The sequence below is a fragment of the Paramagnetospirillum magnetotacticum MS-1 genome (genome assembly GCF_000829825.1).
Classification (GTDB): Bacteria; Pseudomonadota; Alphaproteobacteria; order Rhodospirillales; family Magnetospirillaceae; genus Phaeospirillum; species Phaeospirillum magnetotacticum.
On record NZ_JXSL01000028.1, the window covers coordinates 165,586 to 183,940 of the forward strand.

At 64.3% G+C, this 18,355-nt stretch carries 14 protein-coding genes; 9 read left to right on the forward strand and 5 right to left on the reverse strand.

From position 1 onward, the window contains the following. Positions 1-100: 100 nt before the first annotated feature. The 3 genes from CCC_RS12375 to CCC_RS12385 all read left to right on the forward strand — a co-directional run bounded on the left by CCC_RS12375 (position 101) and on the right by CCC_RS12385 (position 4,084). A complete protein-coding gene (locus tag CCC_RS12375; protein ID WP_009869493.1) occupies positions 101-1,306 on the forward strand; it encodes a thiolase family protein in 1,206 nt (401 codons plus the stop codon). A 53-nt stretch (positions 1,307-1,359) separates the two neighbouring features. Further along, positions 1,360-3,465, forward strand: coding sequence for a 3-hydroxyacyl-CoA dehydrogenase NAD-binding domain-containing protein (locus CCC_RS12380; protein ID WP_041041643.1), 2,106 nt, complete (start codon positions 1,360-1,362; stop codon positions 3,463-3,465). A gap of 142 nt (positions 3,466-3,607) precedes the next feature. Beyond that, positions 3,608-4,084, forward strand: a complete 477-nt coding sequence (locus CCC_RS12385; protein ID WP_052473177.1) for an OmpA family protein — start codon at positions 3,608-3,610, stop codon at positions 4,082-4,084. Positions 4,085-4,184: 100 nt separating this feature from the next. Here the strand turns inward: CCC_RS12385 and CCC_RS12390 are convergent, their stop codons facing one another. Then, positions 4,185-6,395: a methyl-accepting chemotaxis protein gene (locus CCC_RS12390; protein WP_009869489.1), complete on the reverse strand. Its 2,211-nt coding sequence runs from the start codon at positions 6,393-6,395 to the stop codon at positions 4,185-4,187. Between the two features lie 200 nt (positions 6,396-6,595). On the opposite strand from CCC_RS12390, the gene pxpB reads away from it, so the two are divergent. From pxpB to CCC_RS12405, 3 genes are read left to right on the forward strand one after another with little or no spacing between them, the layout of a single operon-like run. Continuing rightward, the gene (gene pxpB, locus CCC_RS12395) at positions 6,596-7,324 is read left to right on the forward strand and encodes a 5-oxoprolinase subunit PxpB (protein ID WP_041041715.1); all 729 of its coding nucleotides are present in this window, start codon (positions 6,596-6,598) and stop codon (positions 7,322-7,324) included. Between the two features lie 2 nt (positions 7,325-7,326). After that, positions 7,327-8,367: a 5-oxoprolinase subunit C family protein gene (locus CCC_RS12400; RefSeq protein ID WP_009867466.1), complete on the forward strand. Its 1,041-nt coding sequence runs from the start codon at positions 7,327-7,329 to the stop codon at positions 8,365-8,367. Between the two features lie 8 nt (positions 8,368-8,375). Then, positions 8,376-9,128, forward strand: coding sequence for a LamB/YcsF family protein (locus CCC_RS12405; protein ID WP_009867467.1), 753 nt, complete (start codon positions 8,376-8,378; stop codon positions 9,126-9,128). Between the two features lie 562 nt (positions 9,129-9,690). Here the strand turns inward: CCC_RS12405 and aspS are convergent. Beyond that, positions 9,691-11,487: an aspartate--tRNA ligase gene (gene aspS, locus CCC_RS12410; protein WP_041041717.1), complete on the reverse strand. Its 1,797-nt coding sequence runs from the start codon at positions 11,485-11,487 to the stop codon at positions 9,691-9,693. 183 nt (positions 11,488-11,670) lie between these two features. On the opposite strand from aspS, the gene CCC_RS21210 reads away from it, so the two are divergent. From CCC_RS21210 to CCC_RS21215, 3 genes are read left to right on the forward strand one after another with little or no spacing between them, the layout of a single operon-like run. Continuing rightward, the gene (locus tag CCC_RS21210) at positions 11,671-12,273 is read left to right on the forward strand and encodes a response regulator transcription factor (RefSeq protein ID WP_009867337.1); all 603 of its coding nucleotides are present in this window, start codon (positions 11,671-11,673) and stop codon (positions 12,271-12,273) included. A 50-nt stretch (positions 12,274-12,323) separates the two neighbouring features. Further along, entirely contained in the window at positions 12,324-13,520 is a 1,197-nt protein-coding gene (gene rnd, locus CCC_RS12420) for a ribonuclease D (protein ID WP_009867336.1), read from the forward strand. A 1-nt stretch (position 13,521) separates the two neighbouring features. Further along, positions 13,522-14,145: a YkgJ family cysteine cluster protein gene (locus CCC_RS21215; protein ID WP_009867335.1), complete on the forward strand. Its 624-nt coding sequence runs from the start codon at positions 13,522-13,524 to the stop codon at positions 14,143-14,145. On the opposite strand, the gene CCC_RS12430 is transcribed toward CCC_RS21215, so the two are convergent. The 3 genes from CCC_RS12430 to CCC_RS12440 form a co-directional block, all read right to left on the reverse strand. Next, positions 14,135-14,590 (reverse strand): YaiI/YqxD family protein, encoded by a 456-nt coding sequence (locus CCC_RS12430; protein ID WP_009867334.1) that lies wholly within the window; start codon positions 14,588-14,590, stop codon positions 14,135-14,137. The genes CCC_RS21215 and CCC_RS12430 overlap by 11 nt on opposite strands. A gap of 123 nt (positions 14,591-14,713) precedes the next feature. Further along, positions 14,714-16,198 (reverse strand): Ppx/GppA family phosphatase, encoded by a 1,485-nt coding sequence (locus CCC_RS12435; RefSeq protein WP_009867333.1) that lies wholly within the window; start codon positions 16,196-16,198, stop codon positions 14,714-14,716. A gap of 3 nt (positions 16,199-16,201) precedes the next feature. Next, positions 16,202-18,340: an RNA degradosome polyphosphate kinase gene (locus tag CCC_RS12440; protein WP_041041645.1), complete on the reverse strand. Its 2,139-nt coding sequence runs from the start codon at positions 18,338-18,340 to the stop codon at positions 16,202-16,204. Between the last annotated feature and the right edge of the window lie 15 nt (positions 18,341-18,355).

An 18,355-nucleotide genomic window follows, 5' to 3' on the forward strand; every position in this document is an offset into this window, starting at 1 on the left:
TACCTTTACCGCATTTTCGAAGATGGCTAGACTGGTGGTAATCCGGGAACTACCCGTGTCACCGCGTCACAGGCGCGGCATAAAAACAAGGGAGTGCGTCATGTCGTACAATGTCGAGATCCCCTATGGCTGCTATTGGTCCACGCCGTTCGCGCGCTGGCAGGGAGCCTATGCCAATCTCCATTCCATGGAATTCGCCGCCCATGTGGCCAAGGCCGAACTGGCCAAGCGGCAGATCCCGGCCAGCGTCTTCGACGCGGCGGTGATGGGCATCTCGGTGCCGCAGAAGCACTCGTTTTTCGGCACGCCCTGGCTCGCCTCCATGCTGGGCGCCGGACAGGTGGGCGGCCCGACCATCTCCCAGGCCTGCGCCACCGGCGTGCGCTGTCTCCAGGTCGCCACTCAGGAAGTCAATGACGGCATCGCTGGCGTGTCCCTGGTGCTGACCCTGGACCGCACCTCCAACGGCCCGCATGTGTTCTATCCCAAGCCTGCGGCCCCCGGCGGCACCGGCGATTCCGAGAATTGGGTGATGGACAATTTCGGCTTTGACCCGGTGACCACCAAATCCATGTTGGTCACCGCCGAGAACACCGCCCGCGAATTCGGCCTGAATACGCAAGAGCAGCATGATCTGGTGCTTTATCGCCAGGAGCAGTACGCCGCCGCCACGGCCAATGACAGCGCCTTCCTCAAGCGCTTCATGACGCTGCCCTTCGACGTGCCGACCCCCAATTTCAAGAAGGTCGCCGGGACCTTGGACGGTGACGAGGGCGTCACCATCTCCACCGCCGAGGGCTTGGCCAAGCTGAAGCCGGTTCTGCCCGATGGCACCATCACCTTCGGCTGTCAGACCCACCCGGCCGACGGCAATGCGGCGCTGATCGTCGCCAATCCCGACAAGGCCCGTGAGTTGTCCAAGAACAAGGCCATCCGCGTGCGCATCCTGGGCTTCGGCCAGAAGCGGGTCGAGCCCGCCTATATGCCCAAGGCCCCCGCCCCTGCCGCCCAGGCGGCCCTGAAGCAGGCCGGAATCAGCCTGAGCCAGGTCAGCGTCATCAAACTGCACAATCCCTTCACCGCCAATGATTTCGCCTTCGCCCGCGCGCTGGAAATCGATGTGAAGAGCTTCAACAATTTCGGTTCGTCCCTGCTCTGGGGCCATCCCCAGTCGCCCATGGGCACGCGTGGCATCATCGAGGTGATCGAGGAGCTGGCGCTCAAGGGCGGCGGCTACGGCCTGTTCTCCGGCTGCGCCGCAGGTGATTCCGCCATGGCCGTGGTGCTTCAGGTCACTGACGCCTGACCCACTGGCGCCTGATTTCGAACCGACACGAATTCTTTCAAGGAACCGACATCATGAGCGACGTCGTTACTCTTTCCGTCTCCGACCGTATCGCCACCGTCACCATCGACTCGGCCCCCGTGAACGCCGCCGACTATCCGGTGCGCGCCGGGCTGCAAAAGGCCTTCACCGATCTGGCCGCTCGTACCGATTTTGACGCTGTGCTGGTCATTTGCGCCGGGCGCACCTTCATGGCGGGCGCCGATATCGGCGAATTCGATACCGGCATCAAGGCCCCTCACCACCAGGATCTGTTCAATCTGGTGGAAAGCTGCGCCAAGCCCGTGGTCGCCGCGTTGCACGGCACCGCGCTGGGCGCCGGAACCGAACTGGCCATGGCCTGCCACTACCGCATTGCCGACAAGGGCGCGCGTATCGGCCTGCCCGAACTCTCGCTGGGCATCATTCCGGGCGCGGGCGGCACCCAGCGCGCGCCCCGTCTGATCGGTCTGGACGCGGCCATGGATCTGGTGCTGTCGGGCAAGCCCCTGCCCGCGCCGAAGGCCCTCGAACTGGGTCTGGTGGACGAGATCGCCGCGGGCGACCTCAACGCCGCCGCCCTGGCGTTTGCCAAGAAGCTGGTGGCCGAGGGCAAGGGCGTGCGCCGCACTTGCGACATGACCCCCAAGGATGCCGACAAGGCCGCCGAGATCGTCGCCGCCCGGCAGGCCCAGGTGGCCAAGACCATGAAGAACCGCACCTCGCCCGTAAAAGCGCTGGAAGCCATGGCCGCCACCACCTCGCTGTCCTTCAAGGAAGGCCTGAAGCTGGAAGCCGACATCTCCAAGCAGTTGGAGCATGCGGTCGAGGCCCGCGCCATGCGCCACCTGTTCTTCGCCGACCGCGAAGTGCGCAAGATCCCCGGCATCACCAAGGACATCAAGGCGCGCCCCATCCGCAAGGTGGGCATTATCGGCGCCGGAACCATGGGCGGCGGCATCGCCATGTGCTTCGCCAATATCGGCGTGCCAGTGACCATCATCGACGTCTCGGACGAGAATCTCCAGCGGGGCCTTGGCGTCATCCGCAAGAACTACGAGCGTTCGGTGTCGCGCGGCTCGCTCTCGCAGGAACAGCTTGAAAGCCGCATGGGCCTGCTCTCGGCCAGCACCGATTACGCCGCCCTGAAGGATGCCGATCTGGCCATCGAGGCGGTGTTCGAGAAGATGGAACTGAAGAAGGACATCTTCGCCAAGCTCGACGCCGTCCTGCCCGCGGGCGCCATTCTTGGCACCAATACTTCGACGCTCGACATCGACGAGATCGCCAATACCACCAAGCGTCCGGCGGATGTCATCGGCCTGCACTTCTTCAGCCCCGCCAATGTGATGCCGCTGCTGGAGATCGTTCAGGGCAAGCAGACCGCCATGGACGTTCTGCTCACCGCTCTCGACATGGCCAAGCTGATCAAGAAGACCGGTGTGGTCTCCAAGGTCTGCTACGGCTTCATCGGCAACCGCATGATGGACCCCTATGGCCGCGAGGCCGAGCGCATGGTGCAAGAAGGCGCCACGCCGGCCGAAGTGGACGGCGCGCTGGAGGAATGGGGCATGGCCATGGGCATCCTGGCCGTCTACGACATGGCCGGTGTGGAAGTGGGCGAGAACACCCGCATCGCCAATCCGCACATGGTCCCCAAGGACCCCAGCTTCTACCGCTGCTCCACCCTTCTGGTGGCCAACAAATGGCTGGGCCAGAAGGTGGGGCGCGGCTATTACCGCTATGAGGGCGGCAAGCGCGCCTCCTGCCCCGAGGTCATCGAGATGATGCATGCCGAGGGCAAGCGCCTGAACGTGCCGAGCCGCAAGCCGGGCAAGCAGGAGATCCTGGACCGCTGCCTCTTTTCCATGATCAACGAAGGCGCCAAGCTGCTGGAAGAAGGCATCGCTTTGCGCGCCTCCGACATCGACGTGGTCTATACCGCGGGCTACGGCTATCCCCGTTATCGCGGCGGCCCGATGTTCTATGCCGACACAATCGGCCTGAAGGTGATCTACGACAAGATCGTGGAATTCCAAAAGACCCTGGACCCGCAGTACTGGACCCCCGCCCCTCTGCTGGAGAAGCTGGCCAAGTCCGGCTCCACCTTCGCCCAATGGGATGCGTCCAACCGCAAATAGATCATCCTCCCGGATGAACCCTGGGACCCGTAGGCCTTGCGCCTCGGGTCCCTTTTTTTGTCAGGCCCACGCAATGCGGCCCCATAATTCGGCCATTTTCGGGGTATGAAGTTCCCAGACCAAATGATTCCGGGAGAAAGCCATGTCCGAGCGCCGCCGTAACGTCCTGCTGCGTTTCGCCGCCGTCTTGGCCGTTGCGGCCCCTCCCCTTGCCTCGCCAGCATGCGCGGCGGAGGACGCAATCCCGTCCGGCCCACCGCCCAATTTCCGCTCAGTGGCCGAAGCGCGCGAAATCGAACTGCCCTTCGACAGCGACAGACTGGATCTGAATGCAAAGGCCAAGGCGATCCTGGACGGGGTGGCCGAGGAGTTGAAGCGCAACAGCACCCTGACCGCCATCCTTGCGGGCCATGCCGATGACCGGGGAAGCCGCGAATACAACCTGGCCCTGGGCGAGCGCCGCGCCGAGGCGGTGAAGACCTATCTGGCCGTCCATGGCGCGCCGGTCGAGCGCATGGCGGCCATTTCCTACGGCAAGGAACAGCCGCGCGACACCAGCGGCACCAAGGCGGCCCGAGCCGCCAACCGGCGCGTCGTCGTCAGGCTGGAACAGCACTGAGACTTTATGTTTGCCCCTCACCGGGCGCGCGCCTGTGCGCGCTTGGCCGCGGCCTCAAGGGCCGCAGGTCGCGGCATGCATCACATTTGACGCATGCTGCTCACACGGCATAGCCCAGGCGCAAGGCGCCCCAGTGGCGCCCCTTCACCATGATGGGCGAGGAAACGTCGATCATCAGCACGCTCTTGTCACCCATCTGCCGCCGATAGGTCTGGACCAGCGACGGCTTGGACGTATTGCGCGCGGCGGCCAGCCCGGTGGGATCGGTGAACATGCGCCGGTTGCGGCAATTGGCGTCGTTCCACACCGGATCGCTGCCCTGGGGCTGGGAGAATTTGGTGTTGTGGGTGGGCAGATAGCCGTTGCGGTCGACGCCGACGCAGAACACCGCCTTGGGGAATTGGACCAGGGCCTTTTCCTGAACCTCGGGAAACAGCCGGTCGGTGAGATCGGCGAAGGGCGCCGAGACCTGCTGCGGTGACGTGCCTGGGATGGGCTGATAGGTTTCGTCGAACAGCTTTTCCAAACTGATCTCGCCCCGCTCCACGGCACTCTCCAACCGGCGGGAAAGATCGGCGGCCCCGGTCTTGACGAATTCGGCGAAGGCCAAATCGTCGTTATGGGTCATCTGCTCTTCGTCCTTGATGGCGGCCAGGAAGGAATCCACCTCGGCATGCAACGAATCGGCCTTGGCCGACAATTGCCGGGCGGAGTCCAGGACGTCGGCGGCAATCTGACCGCTGGACGAGGTCGCCGCACTCACCGACTGGATGCTGTCGGTCACCGTCAAGGCCCCCACTGCCGCCTGCTGAACGTTACGGGCGATTTCCTGGGTGGCGGAATCCTGCTGATCCACCGCCTGGGCGATCTCGGCGGAGATGGCGTCGATCTCGGTGATGGTGCCGTTGATATGGGCGATGGCGCCCACCGCCGCATTGGTGCGGCTTTGGACAACGCTGATCTGGCTGGCGATCTCCTCGGTGGCCCTGGCGGTCTGGGTGGCCAGGGTCTTGACCTCGCCCGCCACCACGGCGAATCCCTTGCCCGCCTCGCCGGCCCTGGCCGCCTCGATGGTGGCGTTGAGCGCCAGAAGATTGGTCTGGGCGGCGATGGAATTGATCAGATCCACCACTTCGCCAATGCGCTGAGTGGCCTCGGCCAGGCCGCGCACGATATCGGTGGCTTCCTCGGATTCGCGGGCCGCGGTACGGGCCATGGAACTGGAATGGCTGACCCGGCGGCCGATTTCCTTGATGGAGGCCGACAGTTCCTCGGCACCCGCCGCCACTGAATTGACATTGTCGGAGGCCTGGGCGGCGGCGTTGGACACGGCCTCGGATTGCAGTTTCACCGTCTCGGAGATGGAAGCCATCTCGCCCGCCGTCTTTTGCATATGGCCGGAGGCATCGACCACCGCCTCCAGGGTTCCGGTAACGCTGGCTTCGAACCGGGCGGCGTGTTGTTCCATGGCGATGCGCCGCTGTTCCTTGGCCTCCTGATCGGCCTGCTGGGCCCGTTCGAGTTCGTGGGCGCGGCGCTTGTTGGCCTTGAACACCTCCACCGCCGCCGCCATTTCAGCGATTTCGTCGCCGCGGTCGAGGAAGGGCACGTTCACGTCCAGATCATCGCCAGCCAGGCGGCCCATCACACGGGTGATCTCGCTCACCGGCCCGGCGATCATGCGGCCCATGGCCAGAGTGGCCAGCGCCCCGATCAGCAGGAAGATTCCGAGGACCAGGGCATAATTCACTTCCGTGGACGCGGCCAGGGAAGCGGTATCGCGATAATCTTCGGCGGCGCGGGACGCGGCCTGGGACGCCAATCCCCTCAGATCGGCGCGCAACCCGTCATATTCGATCTCGGTGGCGCCCATCATGGACAGAGCGGTGATATGGTCGCTGTCATACATGCCAAGAACGTCACCGGCGGCCAGGACGTAATCCTTGACGTGCTTGGCCATGGCGGGCTCGGCGGCCATGGCCTTGAGCAATTGGTTGGCCTTGTCGCTGAAGGCTTTCACATCGGCGTTCAGCTGTTTGTCCAGCTGGGCGATCTTGTCCTTGTCCTCCTTGGCCGCCTTCCAGCCCAGAATGCGATACAGATTCGACTCGATGGTCGCCGCCATTCCATCAAGTTCAGCCGCCGCACGGCTATTGGCGAAGGAGGTGTTGACCATGGAGTCCATGGCCAGATTCTGCCGCGCCATGGCGAAGTGAAAGACCACCCCCAGCACCAGCATCGAGGTGATCAAGATGGCGGGTGCGACGAAAACTTTAATGAGAATCCGGGCATTGGCAATCAAGGCAAGCATTAAACCCTCCCAGGCCCATGGTCGCGTTATCCCCCTTCTCTTAATTCTGGAAGGGTTGCGCACGAAGCGCGTTGGAGCGACCGGAACGACCTGACTCCGAGCCTACATGCTTCACCTCCGTTTCGCCATAGCGCCGAAGCGAAACTGCGTCATATCCATCTCCCCTGGTCAGACGCTTTCAACCCTGGTTCACTATGGCCATGACCAAGGACGCCATTCGCATCACCGATCTGGGCGACACCGCCTTTAATGTCGAGTTCGGCGACGCCATCGATCCCGTCACCAATGCAAAGGTGACGGCGCTGGCCGGTGCCGTGCGCCTTGCCCGCCAAGGCGGCGGCCTTGCCGGTCTGGTGGAAACCATTCCCACCTTCCGTTCGCTGATGATCCAATACGATCCGCTGGCCGCCGACCGGGCCGGGCTGGAAGCCGAAATCCTTGCCCTGGCCCGCGCAAACGCCGAGGCACCCACGGCCAAGGGCCGAAGCTGGGTCATTCCCGCCTGCTATGACGCGGATCTGGGCGAGGATCTGGACCAACTGGGCCAGCGGGCGGGTCTGTCGCGAGACCAGATGATCGGCCTGCATACGGGGACCGAGTTCACGGTTCATATGCTGGGCTTCATGCCCGGCTTCGCCTATATGGGCGGCCTGCCCGAAGCCCTGCGCCAGCCGCGACGCGCCTCGCCCCGCCTCAAAGTGCCGCCGGGCTCGGTGGCGGTGGCCGAGTCCTTATGCGCCGTCTACCCTTGGGAAAGCCCTGGCGGCTGGCATCTGATCGGCCAAACTCCGGTGAGATTCTTCGACAATACCCGCAGTCCGCCCGCCCTGCTGGCCGCGGGCGACCGGGTGCGCTTTCGCGCCATGGACCGGGCCGAGTTCGAGGCCGCCCGCAAAGATCCCAGCCCGCTGATGCCGGAGGGAAGCTGACCATGCCCAATGGTCTCGAAATCATCCATCCCGGCCTTTTCACCACCATCCAGGACCTGGGCCGTTTCGGCTTCCAGGATCTGGGAGTGCCCCCGTCCGGCGCCCTGGACACTATCGGCTTGCGCCTGGCCAATGCCCTGGTGGGAAATGCGGCGGGCGAGGCCTGCCTGGAAATCAGCTATATGGGGCCGGTGATCCGCGTCGCCGTGGACTCGGTGCGCATCGCCGTATCGGGTAAGGTCCGGCTGGCCATCGCCGATGGCGGAACGCCCCGGCCGGTAGACTCCAACCGTTCGCACCGGCTCAAGCGCGGCGACACCCTTACCGTCGGCGCGGTGGACGGGGCATCCACCGCCTATCTTGCCATCGAGGGCGGTTTCGCCCTCGCTCCCGTGATGGGCAGCCTGTCAAGCTATGGCCGCGCCGGGCTGGGGCCGCTGGGCGGGCGGCCCCCGGCGGCGGGAACCATCCTCCCGCTCCGCCTCGCCCAATGCCGCGACGCCGAGGACGTCACCTTCGCCAAGCCCATGGATTACGGCCAGGGCCCCATCCGGGTGGTGCTTGGCCCCCAGGCCGACGCCTTCACCCAAGACGCCGTCGCCACCTTGCTGGCATCAATCTACCGCGTCACCCAGGAGGCCGACCGCATGGGCCTGCGCCTGGAAGGCTCCAAACTGGCTCATCGCGCCTCGGCGGATATTGCCTCAGACGGGCTGGTCAGCGGCTGTATCCAGGTGCCGGGCAGCGGCGCGCCCATCATCGTGCTGGCCGATCATCAGACGGTGGGCGGCTATGCCAAGATCGCCACGGTGATCTCGGCCGATCTGCCCCGGCTGGGGCGCGTCGTGCCGGGAACCTCTCTCACCTTCGCCGCCCAAAGCGTGGCCGAGGCCGAAGCCATCCGCCGCGCCCAGGAGCGTGAGATCGAACGGCTGATCCGTGGGATCATTCCCGTCCCGTCCACAGGCGTCGATCTCGACGCCCTCTATGGCGCCGACCTGATCTCGGGCATGGTGGACGCGGTCAGCGGACAGGGAAGGTAGCGGCCATCATGCTGCGCGTGGATTTGAATTCCGATCTTGGCGAGGCCATGGGCGATGACGAGGCCATGCTGGGCATCGTGTCGTCCGCCAATATCGCCTGTGGCTTCCATGCCGGAAATGCCATGGTCATGACCCATACCGTGCAGGCAGCCCTGGCCAAGGGCGTGGGCATCGGCGCCCACCCCGGCTATGCCGACCTCGAAGGCTTCGGGCGGCGCCCCATGGCCCTGTCATCGGCCGAGATCGAGGCCATCATGGCCTATCAGATCGGCGCCCTCCAAGGCATCGCCAAGGCCCACAATGCCATGGTCCGCCACGTCAAACCCCACGGAGCGCTGAGCAACCTTGCCGCCATCGACCTTGAGGTCGCCCTGTCGGTGGCACGCGCCATCCACGCCAGTGATCCCGGCCTGATCTTCCTGGCCCCTGCCGGTTCAGCCATGGTCACCGCCGGGCATAAGCTCGGACTATTCGTGGCCGAAGAAGTCTTCGCCGACCGCAATTACGACGATCACGGCAATCTGGTGCCCCGCTCCCACCCCCAGGCCATGGTCCACGACCCGAACCAAGCCGCCGCCAATGTGCTGCGCATGGTGACCCAAGGACTCTTGCGCTCGGTCAACGGCAAGGACATACCCTGCCGCGCCCAGTCGGTCTGCGTCCATGGCGACGATACGAACGCCGTCACCCTGGCCCGCCACCTACGCGAGACGCTCACCGCTGCGGGGGTAGACATCGTGCCGCTGGCCGGTTTGGCGTAGGTTATCCTTCGGAAGAGCCTTGGGCTCCGCCCAAACCCGCCAAAGGGCAAGGCCCTTTGGGAACCCCGTCGATTTACCCTGGGGAATAGTGAGGGGACCCACCGCCCCCTCACGCGTGATTATCCAAGAAAGGACATGAAGATGCGAGCAGCGCGGATCAGCGCACCCACATCCACTTTGCATCGGAACGTTATGGCGATATCCACCATATGCGTCTCCACTGACTGAGTGTCATTTGAGAAATCGCACAGATGGGCGAGGTCTGCTGACGTTTAGCGCCCGATGCACAGTTGGACGAGTCCTGTGGATTTTAGCGTCCGCACACGGTTCGGCGAGACCCGGTGATATTTAGCGCCTGATTGAGAATACGTAACGGGTCGCAGCAAGGCAAGAAAATCGAGAGCGTATCCCCAGAATCAACTCCACGACCCGGTTCCCAAAGGGCCCCGCCCTTTGGCGGGTATGGGCGGAGCCCATGAACTCGGCGACAGCCGATCTCGTTCGCCCATGAAAAAAGGGGGCCGAAGCCCCCTTCTCACTCTTTCACGGAACAGAACGGGCCTCAGCCCTCCTTGACCTCTTTCTTCGGCTTGGGCAGGTCCACCTTGATGTGGAGTTCGCGCAGGCGTTCCATGGTGATTTCGGCGGGCGCCTGCATGAGGAGGTCCTGGGCCTGCTGGTTCATGGGGAACAGGATGATTTCCCGGATATTGGGCTGATCGGCCAGCAGCATGACGATGCGATCGACGCCGGGGGCGGAGCCGCCGTGGGGCGGTGCGCCGAACTTGAAGGCGTTGAGCATGCCGCCGAAATGCTCTTCCACATGGGCGGCGGAGTAGCCAGCGATCTCGAAGGCCTTGTACATGATGTCGGGGCGGTGGTTCCGGATGGCGCCCGAGGACAGTTCGACGCCGTTACAGACGATGTCGTACTGATAGGCGTTGATGGTCAGCGGGTCCTGATTGAGGAGCGCGTCCATGCCGCCCTGGGGCATGGAGAAGGGATTGTGGGAGAATTCCACCAGGCCCGTCTCCTCGTTGATTTCGTACATGGGGAAATCGACGGTCCAGCAGAACTTGAAGACGTCCTTTTCCAACAGGTCCAGTTCGTTGCCGATCTTGGTGCGGACCAGACCGGCGAATTTGGCGGCGGGCAGTTCCTTGTCGCAGGCGAAGAACACCGCGTCGCCATCCTTGAGATTGGCGGCGGCCTTGATGGCCTCGACACGGGCGGGTTCCAGGTTCTTGGCGATGGGTCCCTTGGGACCATCGGCGGCGAACTGGATATAGCCCAGGCCACCGGCGCCGTTCTCGCGCGCCCATTCGTTGAGCTTGTCGAACCAAGATCGCGGCTGACCGGCGGCGCCCGGCGCGGGGATGGCGCGCACCACGGACCCCTTGTCCACCAGCTTGGCGAACAGGCCGAAGCCGGAACCCCGGAAGGGCTCGGTCACATCGGCGATGATGATGGGGTTGCGCAGATCGGGCTTGTCCGAGCCGTATTTCAGCATGGCATCGGCATAGGTGATGCGGGGGAAGGGCGCGGGCGTCACGGCGCGGCCCTTGCCGAATTCCTTGAACACGCCTTCCAGCACCGGCTCGATGGCGGCGAAGACGTCGTCTTGGGTGACATAGCTCATCTCGAAGTCGAGCTGGTAGAACTCACCCGGAGAGCGGTCGGCGCGGCCCGCCTCGTCGCGGAAGCAGGGCGCGATCTGGAAATACTTGTCGAAGCCCGCCACCATCAACAGCTGCTTGAACTGCTGCGGCGCCTGGGGCAGGGCATAGAACTTGCCGGGATGGATGCGGCTCGGCACCAGATAGTCGCGGGCACCCTCGGGGCTGCTGGCGGTCAGGATGGGGGTCTGGAACTCGGTGAAGCCCTGGCCGATCATGGCCTGACGCAGATAGGCGATGACGCGCGAGCGCAGCATCATATTGGCATGCACCTCTTCGCGGCGCAGATCGAGGAAGCGGTAACGCAGGCGCATATCCTCGGGATATTCCTGATCACCGGCCACCTGGATGGGCAGAACATCGGCGATGGACTGAATCTCGATCTCGGCCACCTGAAGCTCGATCTCGCCGGTGGCAAGCCGGGGATTGACGGTCTCGGCCGAGCGCTTGACCACCTTGCCCGTCACGGTGATGACGCTTTCGGGCCGCGCCTTTTCCAAGGTGGCGAAAACCGGGCTGCTGATATCGATCACGCACTGGGTCAGGCCGTAATGGTCGCGCAGATCCACGAACAGCAGATTGCCGTGGTCGCGCTTGCGGTGAACCCAACCCGACAGCCGAGCCTGGATGCCAGCGTCAGAGGCCTTCAACTGACCGCAGGTATGTGAGCGATAGACGTGCATGAAACCCTCGTAGGCGCGCTTGAATCCAAAGCGGGAAGAAGGCATCCCGAGCCATATTTTGTCAAGGCGGGATAACCCGATATTTACCAGTTGGGGGCAAACTTCTCCCAGGCATCCCGAGCCAGCGACGATCGGGGGGCCCGGCGACCAGAAGGTCGTCCGCTCTTGCCAGGATGGTAAGCCATGACCGACGACGCCCCAGGTGTGCGCACCCTACTGCGCAATCTCGACTTTCGCAGCCACGATGTCATCGCCCGCACCCTTGGAGTGCTGGGATGCCGGAATCTGCTGTGCCTGGATCAGAGCCAGGATGCCGAGCATCATCTCAGGACCGAAATGGTCGATCTTCTGGTGGTCGATACCGATCTGGGCATGGACGAGGCCTGCGATCTGGTGCGGCGCATGCGCCGAAGACTTTGCGCCGACAACGCCTTTGCGGTGACTGTCCTGCTCACCTCGGCCACGCAGCCGGAACTGAGCACCTACCTTCTCAATAGCGGCGCCGACGTGGTTCTGGCCAAGCCGGTCGACCCGGTCATGGTGGCGGGCCGCATCACCGCCCTGATCCGCCAGCGCCGCAGCTTCGTGGTGGCGGGCGATTATCTGGGCCCCGACCGCCGGACCAGGGGCCGGCGCCCGGCCGAGCCCTCGGTGCCGAGAATTCCGGTTCCCAATCCGTTGCGCGAAATGTCCATCTCCTCCATGAGCAGAGACGAGCTGCGCGAACGCATCCGGGTGAGCTGGGTGGCCCTGGACGAGTGCTGGGTCGATCATCGGGCGGCCTGATCGAGGCGCCCGCTTGCCCCAAAGCCCGCCAGGGTGTATCTGTGGCAGCCATGCCGATGATCTCCGATACCGAGTCGCTTGCGGCTTTTTGCCGCCGACTGAAATCCGCCCCGTTCGTCACCGTCGACACCGAGTTCATGCGGGAGAAGACGTATTGGCCGCAGCTCTGCCTGGTCCAGGTGGCCGGACCGGACGAGGCGCGCGCCATCGACCCGCTTGCGCCGGGCATGGATCTTACGCCGCTGTTCGAGCTGATGGCCGACACCAATGTGCTGAAGGTGTTCCATGCCGCCCGCCAGGACGTGGAAATCTTCCTGCATCTGGCCGACGCCATTCCAACCCCCATTTTCGACACCCAGATCGCCGCCATGGTCTGCGGCTTTGGCGATTCCGTGGGTTACGAAACTTTGGCCTCGCAATTGGCCAAGGCCCGCATCGACAAATCCATGCGCTTTACCGACTGGTCCATCCGGCCGCTGTCGGAAAAGCAGATCCAATACGCCCTGGCCGACGTCACCCATCTGCGCGTCGCCTACGAGAAGCTGGTACGCAAGCTGGAGCGGAATGGCCGCATCGAGTGGCTGTCCGAGGAAATGGCGCTGCTGACCGAGCCCGGCACCTACCGGGTCGATCCCGAGAATGCCTGGCGCCGGTTGAAGCCCCGCTCCACCTCGGGCCGCTTCCTGGCCGTTCTCAAGGAACTGGCCGCCTGGCGCGAGCGCGAGGCCCAGGAGCGCGACTTGCCGCGCCAGCGCATCCTCAGGGACGAGACCCTGACCGAGATCGCCGCCCATCACCCCACCGACACCCACGAACTGGGCCGCACGCGCGGCATCGGCAAGGGGCTGGTGGAAGGCAAGATGGGTCAGGCCATTTTGGAAGCGGTCAAGCGCGCCATGGCCATTCCCGAAGCCGACTGCCCCAAGCCCAGCGACCGGGTCGATGTACCCAAGGGCTTTGGGCCGGTGGTCGAGCTTCTCAAGGTCCTGCTCAAGATGAAGTGCGACGAGCACGGCGTGGCGGGCAAGCTGATCGCCAATTCCGCCGATATCGACGCCATTGCCGCCGATGATGATGCCGATGTTCCGGCTCTGCATGGCTGGCGCCGGGAATTGTTCGGCGAGGATGCCCTGAAGCTGAAGCATGGCCGTCTGGGCCTGGGCTTTTGCACCGATGGCCGCCGTCTGCGCACCGTGGCCATCGAGCCGGTCGAGGCCTGTTCCGCCGAGCCGGTGGCGGCAGACTGACTTGGCCGGGCTCGGCTATTCCGACGCAAGGCGGCAAACCGCAGCCGCAGCCGGGGAGGCGCTGGCCCAGGGACAAGGTCCGGCCAAGGCCGCCCGCGCCGCCATTACCGCCACCGATTCCTTCTTCGATCGCGTCCGCGTCGCCTTGAAGCTGGATGAGCAACTGGCGAATCAGGCCTGCGCCGCGGGCTGTTCCTGGTGCTGCCACCAGATCGTCGCCATCACCGCGGCCGAGCTTGATCTGGTGGCCGAGGCCATCGCCGCCAAGCCGCCCAAGGCCCGCGCCGCCATCGCCGCCCGCGCCCGCGAGGCGGCGGCCAAAGGGGCCGGTCTGGACCAGCGGCAATGGTGGGCGGCCCGCATCCGCTGTCCCCTGCTGGAAGACGACGGGTTGTGCGGCATCCATGAGTCCCGCCCCCTGCCCTGCCGCGCCCATAATTCCGCCGATGCGGGGGCGTGTCGCCGTTCCTTCGAAGGCGAAGCGGTGCGCACGCCGGTTCTGGCCGCCCAGCAGGGCGTCTGGGCCCATGCCCAAACCGGGCTGGCCGAAGCCCTGGCCCAGGCGGGACAATCCGCCATGGGGTTGAACCTGGCTTTGGCGGTGGACGAACTGCTTAAGGGATGACCCGCTTGGCCTGATGGACCATGGTGTCCAGGGCCGACAGAAAGCGTGAGCGGTCGGCCTTGGCGAAGGGAGCCGGGCCGCCGGTCATGGTGCCGATTTCCCGCAGCGTATTCATCAGGTCACGGGTGGCAAGGGCATCGCCGATGGAATTCTCGGTCATGGGCTTGCCGTTGGGACGCAGCACCAAAGCCCGTTTGAGAAGACAGCGCGAGCCCAGCGGAATATCGTTGGTGACGCAGATATCGCCCGCCGCGATTAGTTCGGCGATGCGGTCATCGGCGGCATCGGGGCCTTCGGGCACCACGATCATGGTGATCATGGGGTCCTGGGGCAGACGCAGCCAGGCATTGCCCACCACGGTGACGGCCAGATTATAACGCCCCGCCACCTTGAACACCTCGTCCTTCACCGGACAGGCGTCACCGTCGATGTAGATTTTAGTCATGTCATTCTTGCCCCTCAGGCGCCGGGCGGGCCACTTCCGTAGCCCTTGGCTTTCGCGGCATAAGCCGCGGCGGCCTTTGGCCTTGCCTCCTCGTGCAGGCCTTTGGCCAGCCCTTCGTCGGAGTCACTGCACCCGCCGGAAGATCAGAGCCTCGCATTCCAAGGCCTTGGCGAGGCGGTCGAAGGAGCGGTCGCCGTCCAGGGTGAAGGCGGGATTGTCGGCGGGCACTTCCAGGATCAGATACCTGTCCTCGACGAACAGGCTGGTCTGGCGCAGCAGATTGGGCGCACCGCCCGACAGGGTATGGGCGAGGCGGAGCGCCAGCCCCACCAGCCGGGCGCGGCGAAAGGCGCCCTCGTCCAGCAATTGGATGAAGCGGGCCACCTCGGGCGAATCCTCGTTGCCCTGATAGCGGCAGAACACCGCGAAGGCGATGGCGGCGCGGTGACGATGGCCGACGCCCATGAAGGGCAGGCGCAGGATGCGTAAAAAGGCCTGCTCGGCCCGGTAATCGGGATGCTCGTTCCAGAAGATGTCCGACACCAGACAGGCGGCATGGCGAAGTTGGGTTTCCCGCGTGGTCTCGTGGGGGAACAGCGGCGCCATCCAGGTCAGCAACTCGTCGCCGTGCTCGGGAAAGCGCGAATTGAGGATCGCCATGTGGCGGCAGACCGACAGCAGCGGGTCCTCTTGCTTCAGCTTCTCCGGCAGACGCTTGAGGAACTGGCCTTCGCGCATGCCATAGATGGAAAACACCAGACGGGTCGGACCGATGGCCCGGATCACGCGGGCCAGGATCAACGCCGCCATGGGCAGACCGCCGGTACGCTTCTTGGAGATGCCGGGAATTTTCTCCAGGGATTTGCGGCTTTGGGTCGCCACCAGTTCCAGAATGGCCAGCGCCTCCCTGGCATCCAGGGAGAAATTGTCCAGCACGGTCAGCGGGTGCTGGGTCTGGGCGATGCAGATGCGCGCGATGGACCGCCAGGCCCCGCCGACCGCATAGAGGTTGCGCCCCTTGCCCTCCCCCAGCCAGGCAATGCCCTTCAGATGGCTGTCGACCATCTCGGCGGCCCGCGCCTTGTCGTCGCCCGAAGCCTCGGTCAACCGCAGCAGCCCGAGAGGCATGGTCACATGCAGGCCGAAATTCTGATCCTGAACCGTCACCAGCTCCAACGAGCCGCCGCCCAAATCGGCGACGATGCCGTTGGCGTCGGGCGTACCGCACAGCACGCCCATGGCGGCCATCTTGGCCTCTTGGCCTCCGGACAGAACCTTGACCTGTACATTGAAGCGCCGCTCCACCTCGCGCACGAAATCCGCGCCGTCGGCGGCATCGCGCACCGCAGCGGTGGCCAGCACGTCAAGACGCTCCACCTCCATGGCGCGGCACAACGTCACGAAGCGGCCCACCGCCACCAGGGCGGCCTCGACGCCTTCGGGACTGAGGCGGCCGGAACTGCCCACCCCCTGGCCCAGGCCGCACACCGCCTTCTCATTGAACAGCGGAACAGGGACCCGCTGCGCCAGGTCGTAGACGCACAGACGAATGGAATTGGAGCCGATATCGACGATGCCGATGGGCTCCTGGCGCAGCTTGATCTTCATGGTCTAGGCAAGTTGCAGATTCTTGGACTTGCGCCCGCGCTCGCCCGCGCTGCCGCGACCCGACAGCGAGGGATTGGTCATGAAGTAGGTGTGGGCGTTGAACGCCCCCTCCTCGGCCTGGAAACGCTCGTAGACCCCATCAGGGCGCAAAATCCAGGTCTGGGCCTGATCCTTGAGATTGGCCACCATGATCTGATCGAGAATCTGGCGGTGCACCGTGGAATTCTCGATGGGTACGAAGGATTCCACCCGCCAATCCATGTTGCGCGGCATCCAGTCGGCGGACGAGATGAAGATCTTGGCATGGCGCGACGGCATGCGGTGACCGTTGCCGAAGCAGATCACGCGGGAATGTTCGAGGAAACGCCCGACGATGCTTTTGACCCGGATATTATCGGACAGACCGGGCACACCGGGCCGCAGGCAGCAGATGCCGCGGATTACCAGATCCACCTTCACGCCAGCCTGGGAGGCACGGTACAGCGCATCGATCAATTGCGGGCAGACCAGCGAATTCATCTTGGCCCAGATGGCGCCCGGCTTGCCGTCCCTCACATTGGCGATTTCGTCCTCGATCAGGGACAGAACCTTCTTGCGCAGGAAGATCGGCGCGATGGCCAGACTTTCCATGCCGTCGGGCTTGGCGTAGCCGGTCATGTAGTTGAAGGTCTTGGCCGCGTCGCGGCACAGCGCCGGATCACAGGTGAAGAACGACAGGTCGGTATAGATCTTGGCGGTGATGGGGTGATAGTTGCCGGTGCCAAAATGGACATAGGACACCAGGGTGCCGCCCTCGCGGCGCACCACCAGGGAAATCTTGGCGTGGGTCTTCAGTTCCAGAAAGCCGAACACCACCTGGGCCCCGGCGCGTTCCAGATCGCGGGCCCAGCGGATATTGGCTTCTTCGTCGAAGCGGGCCTTGAGTTCCACCATGGCGGTCACCGACTTGCCCGCCTCGGCGGCTTCGACCAGGGCCTTGACGATGGGGGAATCGGCGCTGGTGCGATAAAGGGTCTGCTTGATGGCCACCACCGCCGGATCGGCCGCCGCCTGACGGATGAACTGCACCACCACGTCGAAGCTTTCGAACGGGTGATGGACCACGATGTCCTTCTTGCGGATGGCGGCAAAGCAATCGCCCCCGAAATCGCGGATGCGCTCGGGGAAGCGGGCGTGGTAGGGCGGGAACAAAAGGTCCGGGCGCTCATCGACGATCAGACGCTTGGTATCGACCAGGCCCAACAGACCGTCGATCTCGAACACGTCTTCCTCGTCCGCATGCATCTCGGCGGTGGCCAAATCCCGGAGATCCTTGGGGATGCCAGCTCCGAAGGACAGCCGGATGACATGGCCGCGCCGCCGCCGTTTCAGGGCGGACTCGAATACGCGGACCAGATCTTCGGCCTCTTCGTCGATATCCATTTCGGTGTCGCGGATCACCCGGAAATGCCCGAAGGATTCCATGCGGAAGCCCGGGAAAAGGTGATCGAGGAACAGCAGGACGAATTCCTCCAACGGCAGGAAACGGATGCCGTCGCCCGGCAAGCGGGTGAAACGCTCGATCTGGCTGGGAAGCGGCAGCAGCGCGCGCAACACCTCGCCGTCGTCCAGCTTGTTGAGATGAAGCACCAGGGCCGAAGACCCGTTGGGCAGGAAGGGGAAGGGATGGGCCGGATCGATGGCCAGGGGCGTCAGAACGGGGAAGACATGCTCCATGAAGCGGCCTTCCAGCCACTTCATATCGGCCTTGGACAATTCCGAACGGTCGATGACGGCGATTCCCGCCCCGCGCAGATCCACCTTCAATTCGCGCCAGCACTTCTTCTGGGCGTCCAGCAGCCGGGCCGCCTCGGAATTGATGGCCGCCAATTGCTGGGCGGGGGTCAGGCCGTCCTGGCTGGTGGTCATGACGCCCGCTTCCACTTGGCCCTTCAGGCCGGCGACGCGCACCATATAGAACTCGTCCAGATTGGCCGCCGAGATGGACAGGAAGCGCAACCGCTCCAGCAACGGGTGATGGGGGTTGAACGCCTCCTCGATCACCCGGCCGTTGAAGGCCAGCCACGACAACTCCCGATTGATGAAGCGATCCTTGGACTCGATATCGATAACGGGAAGGTCGACGGCCTGCGCATGGGTCACGGCTAATCTCCAGTA

Bases quoted from the DNA above. Each gene is read 5' to 3' on its own strand.
- CCC_RS12375 (WP_009869493.1), top strand. From the start codon at position 101: ATGTCGTACAATGTCGAGATCCCCTATGGCTGCTATTGGTCCACGCCG.
- CCC_RS12380 (WP_041041643.1), top strand. From the start codon at position 1,360: ATGAGCGACGTCGTTACTCTTTCCGTCTCCGACCGTATCGCCACCGTC.
- CCC_RS12385 (WP_052473177.1), top strand. From the start codon at position 3,608: ATGTCCGAGCGCCGCCGTAACGTCCTGCTGCGTTTCGCCGCCGTCTTG.
- CCC_RS12390 (WP_009869489.1), bottom strand. From the start codon at position 6,395: ATGCTTGCCTTGATTGCCAATGCCCGGATTCTCATTAAAGTTTTCGTC.
- pxpB (WP_041041715.1), top strand. From the start codon at position 6,596: ATGACCAAGGACGCCATTCGCATCACCGATCTGGGCGACACCGCCTTT.
- CCC_RS12400 (WP_009867466.1), top strand. From the start codon at position 7,327: ATGCCCAATGGTCTCGAAATCATCCATCCCGGCCTTTTCACCACCATC.
- CCC_RS12405 (WP_009867467.1), top strand. From the start codon at position 8,376: ATGCTGCGCGTGGATTTGAATTCCGATCTTGGCGAGGCCATGGGCGAT.
- aspS (WP_041041717.1), bottom strand. From the start codon at position 11,487: ATGCACGTCTATCGCTCACATACCTGCGGTCAGTTGAAGGCCTCTGAC.
- CCC_RS21210 (WP_009867337.1), top strand. From the start codon at position 11,671: ATGACCGACGACGCCCCAGGTGTGCGCACCCTACTGCGCAATCTCGAC.
- rnd (WP_009867336.1), top strand. From the start codon at position 12,324: ATGCCGATGATCTCCGATACCGAGTCGCTTGCGGCTTTTTGCCGCCGA.
- CCC_RS12430 (WP_009867334.1), bottom strand. From the start codon at position 14,590: ATGACTAAAATCTACATCGACGGTGACGCCTGTCCGGTGAAGGACGAG.
- CCC_RS12435 (WP_009867333.1), bottom strand. From the start codon at position 16,198: ATGAAGATCAAGCTGCGCCAGGAGCCCATCGGCATCGTCGATATCGGC.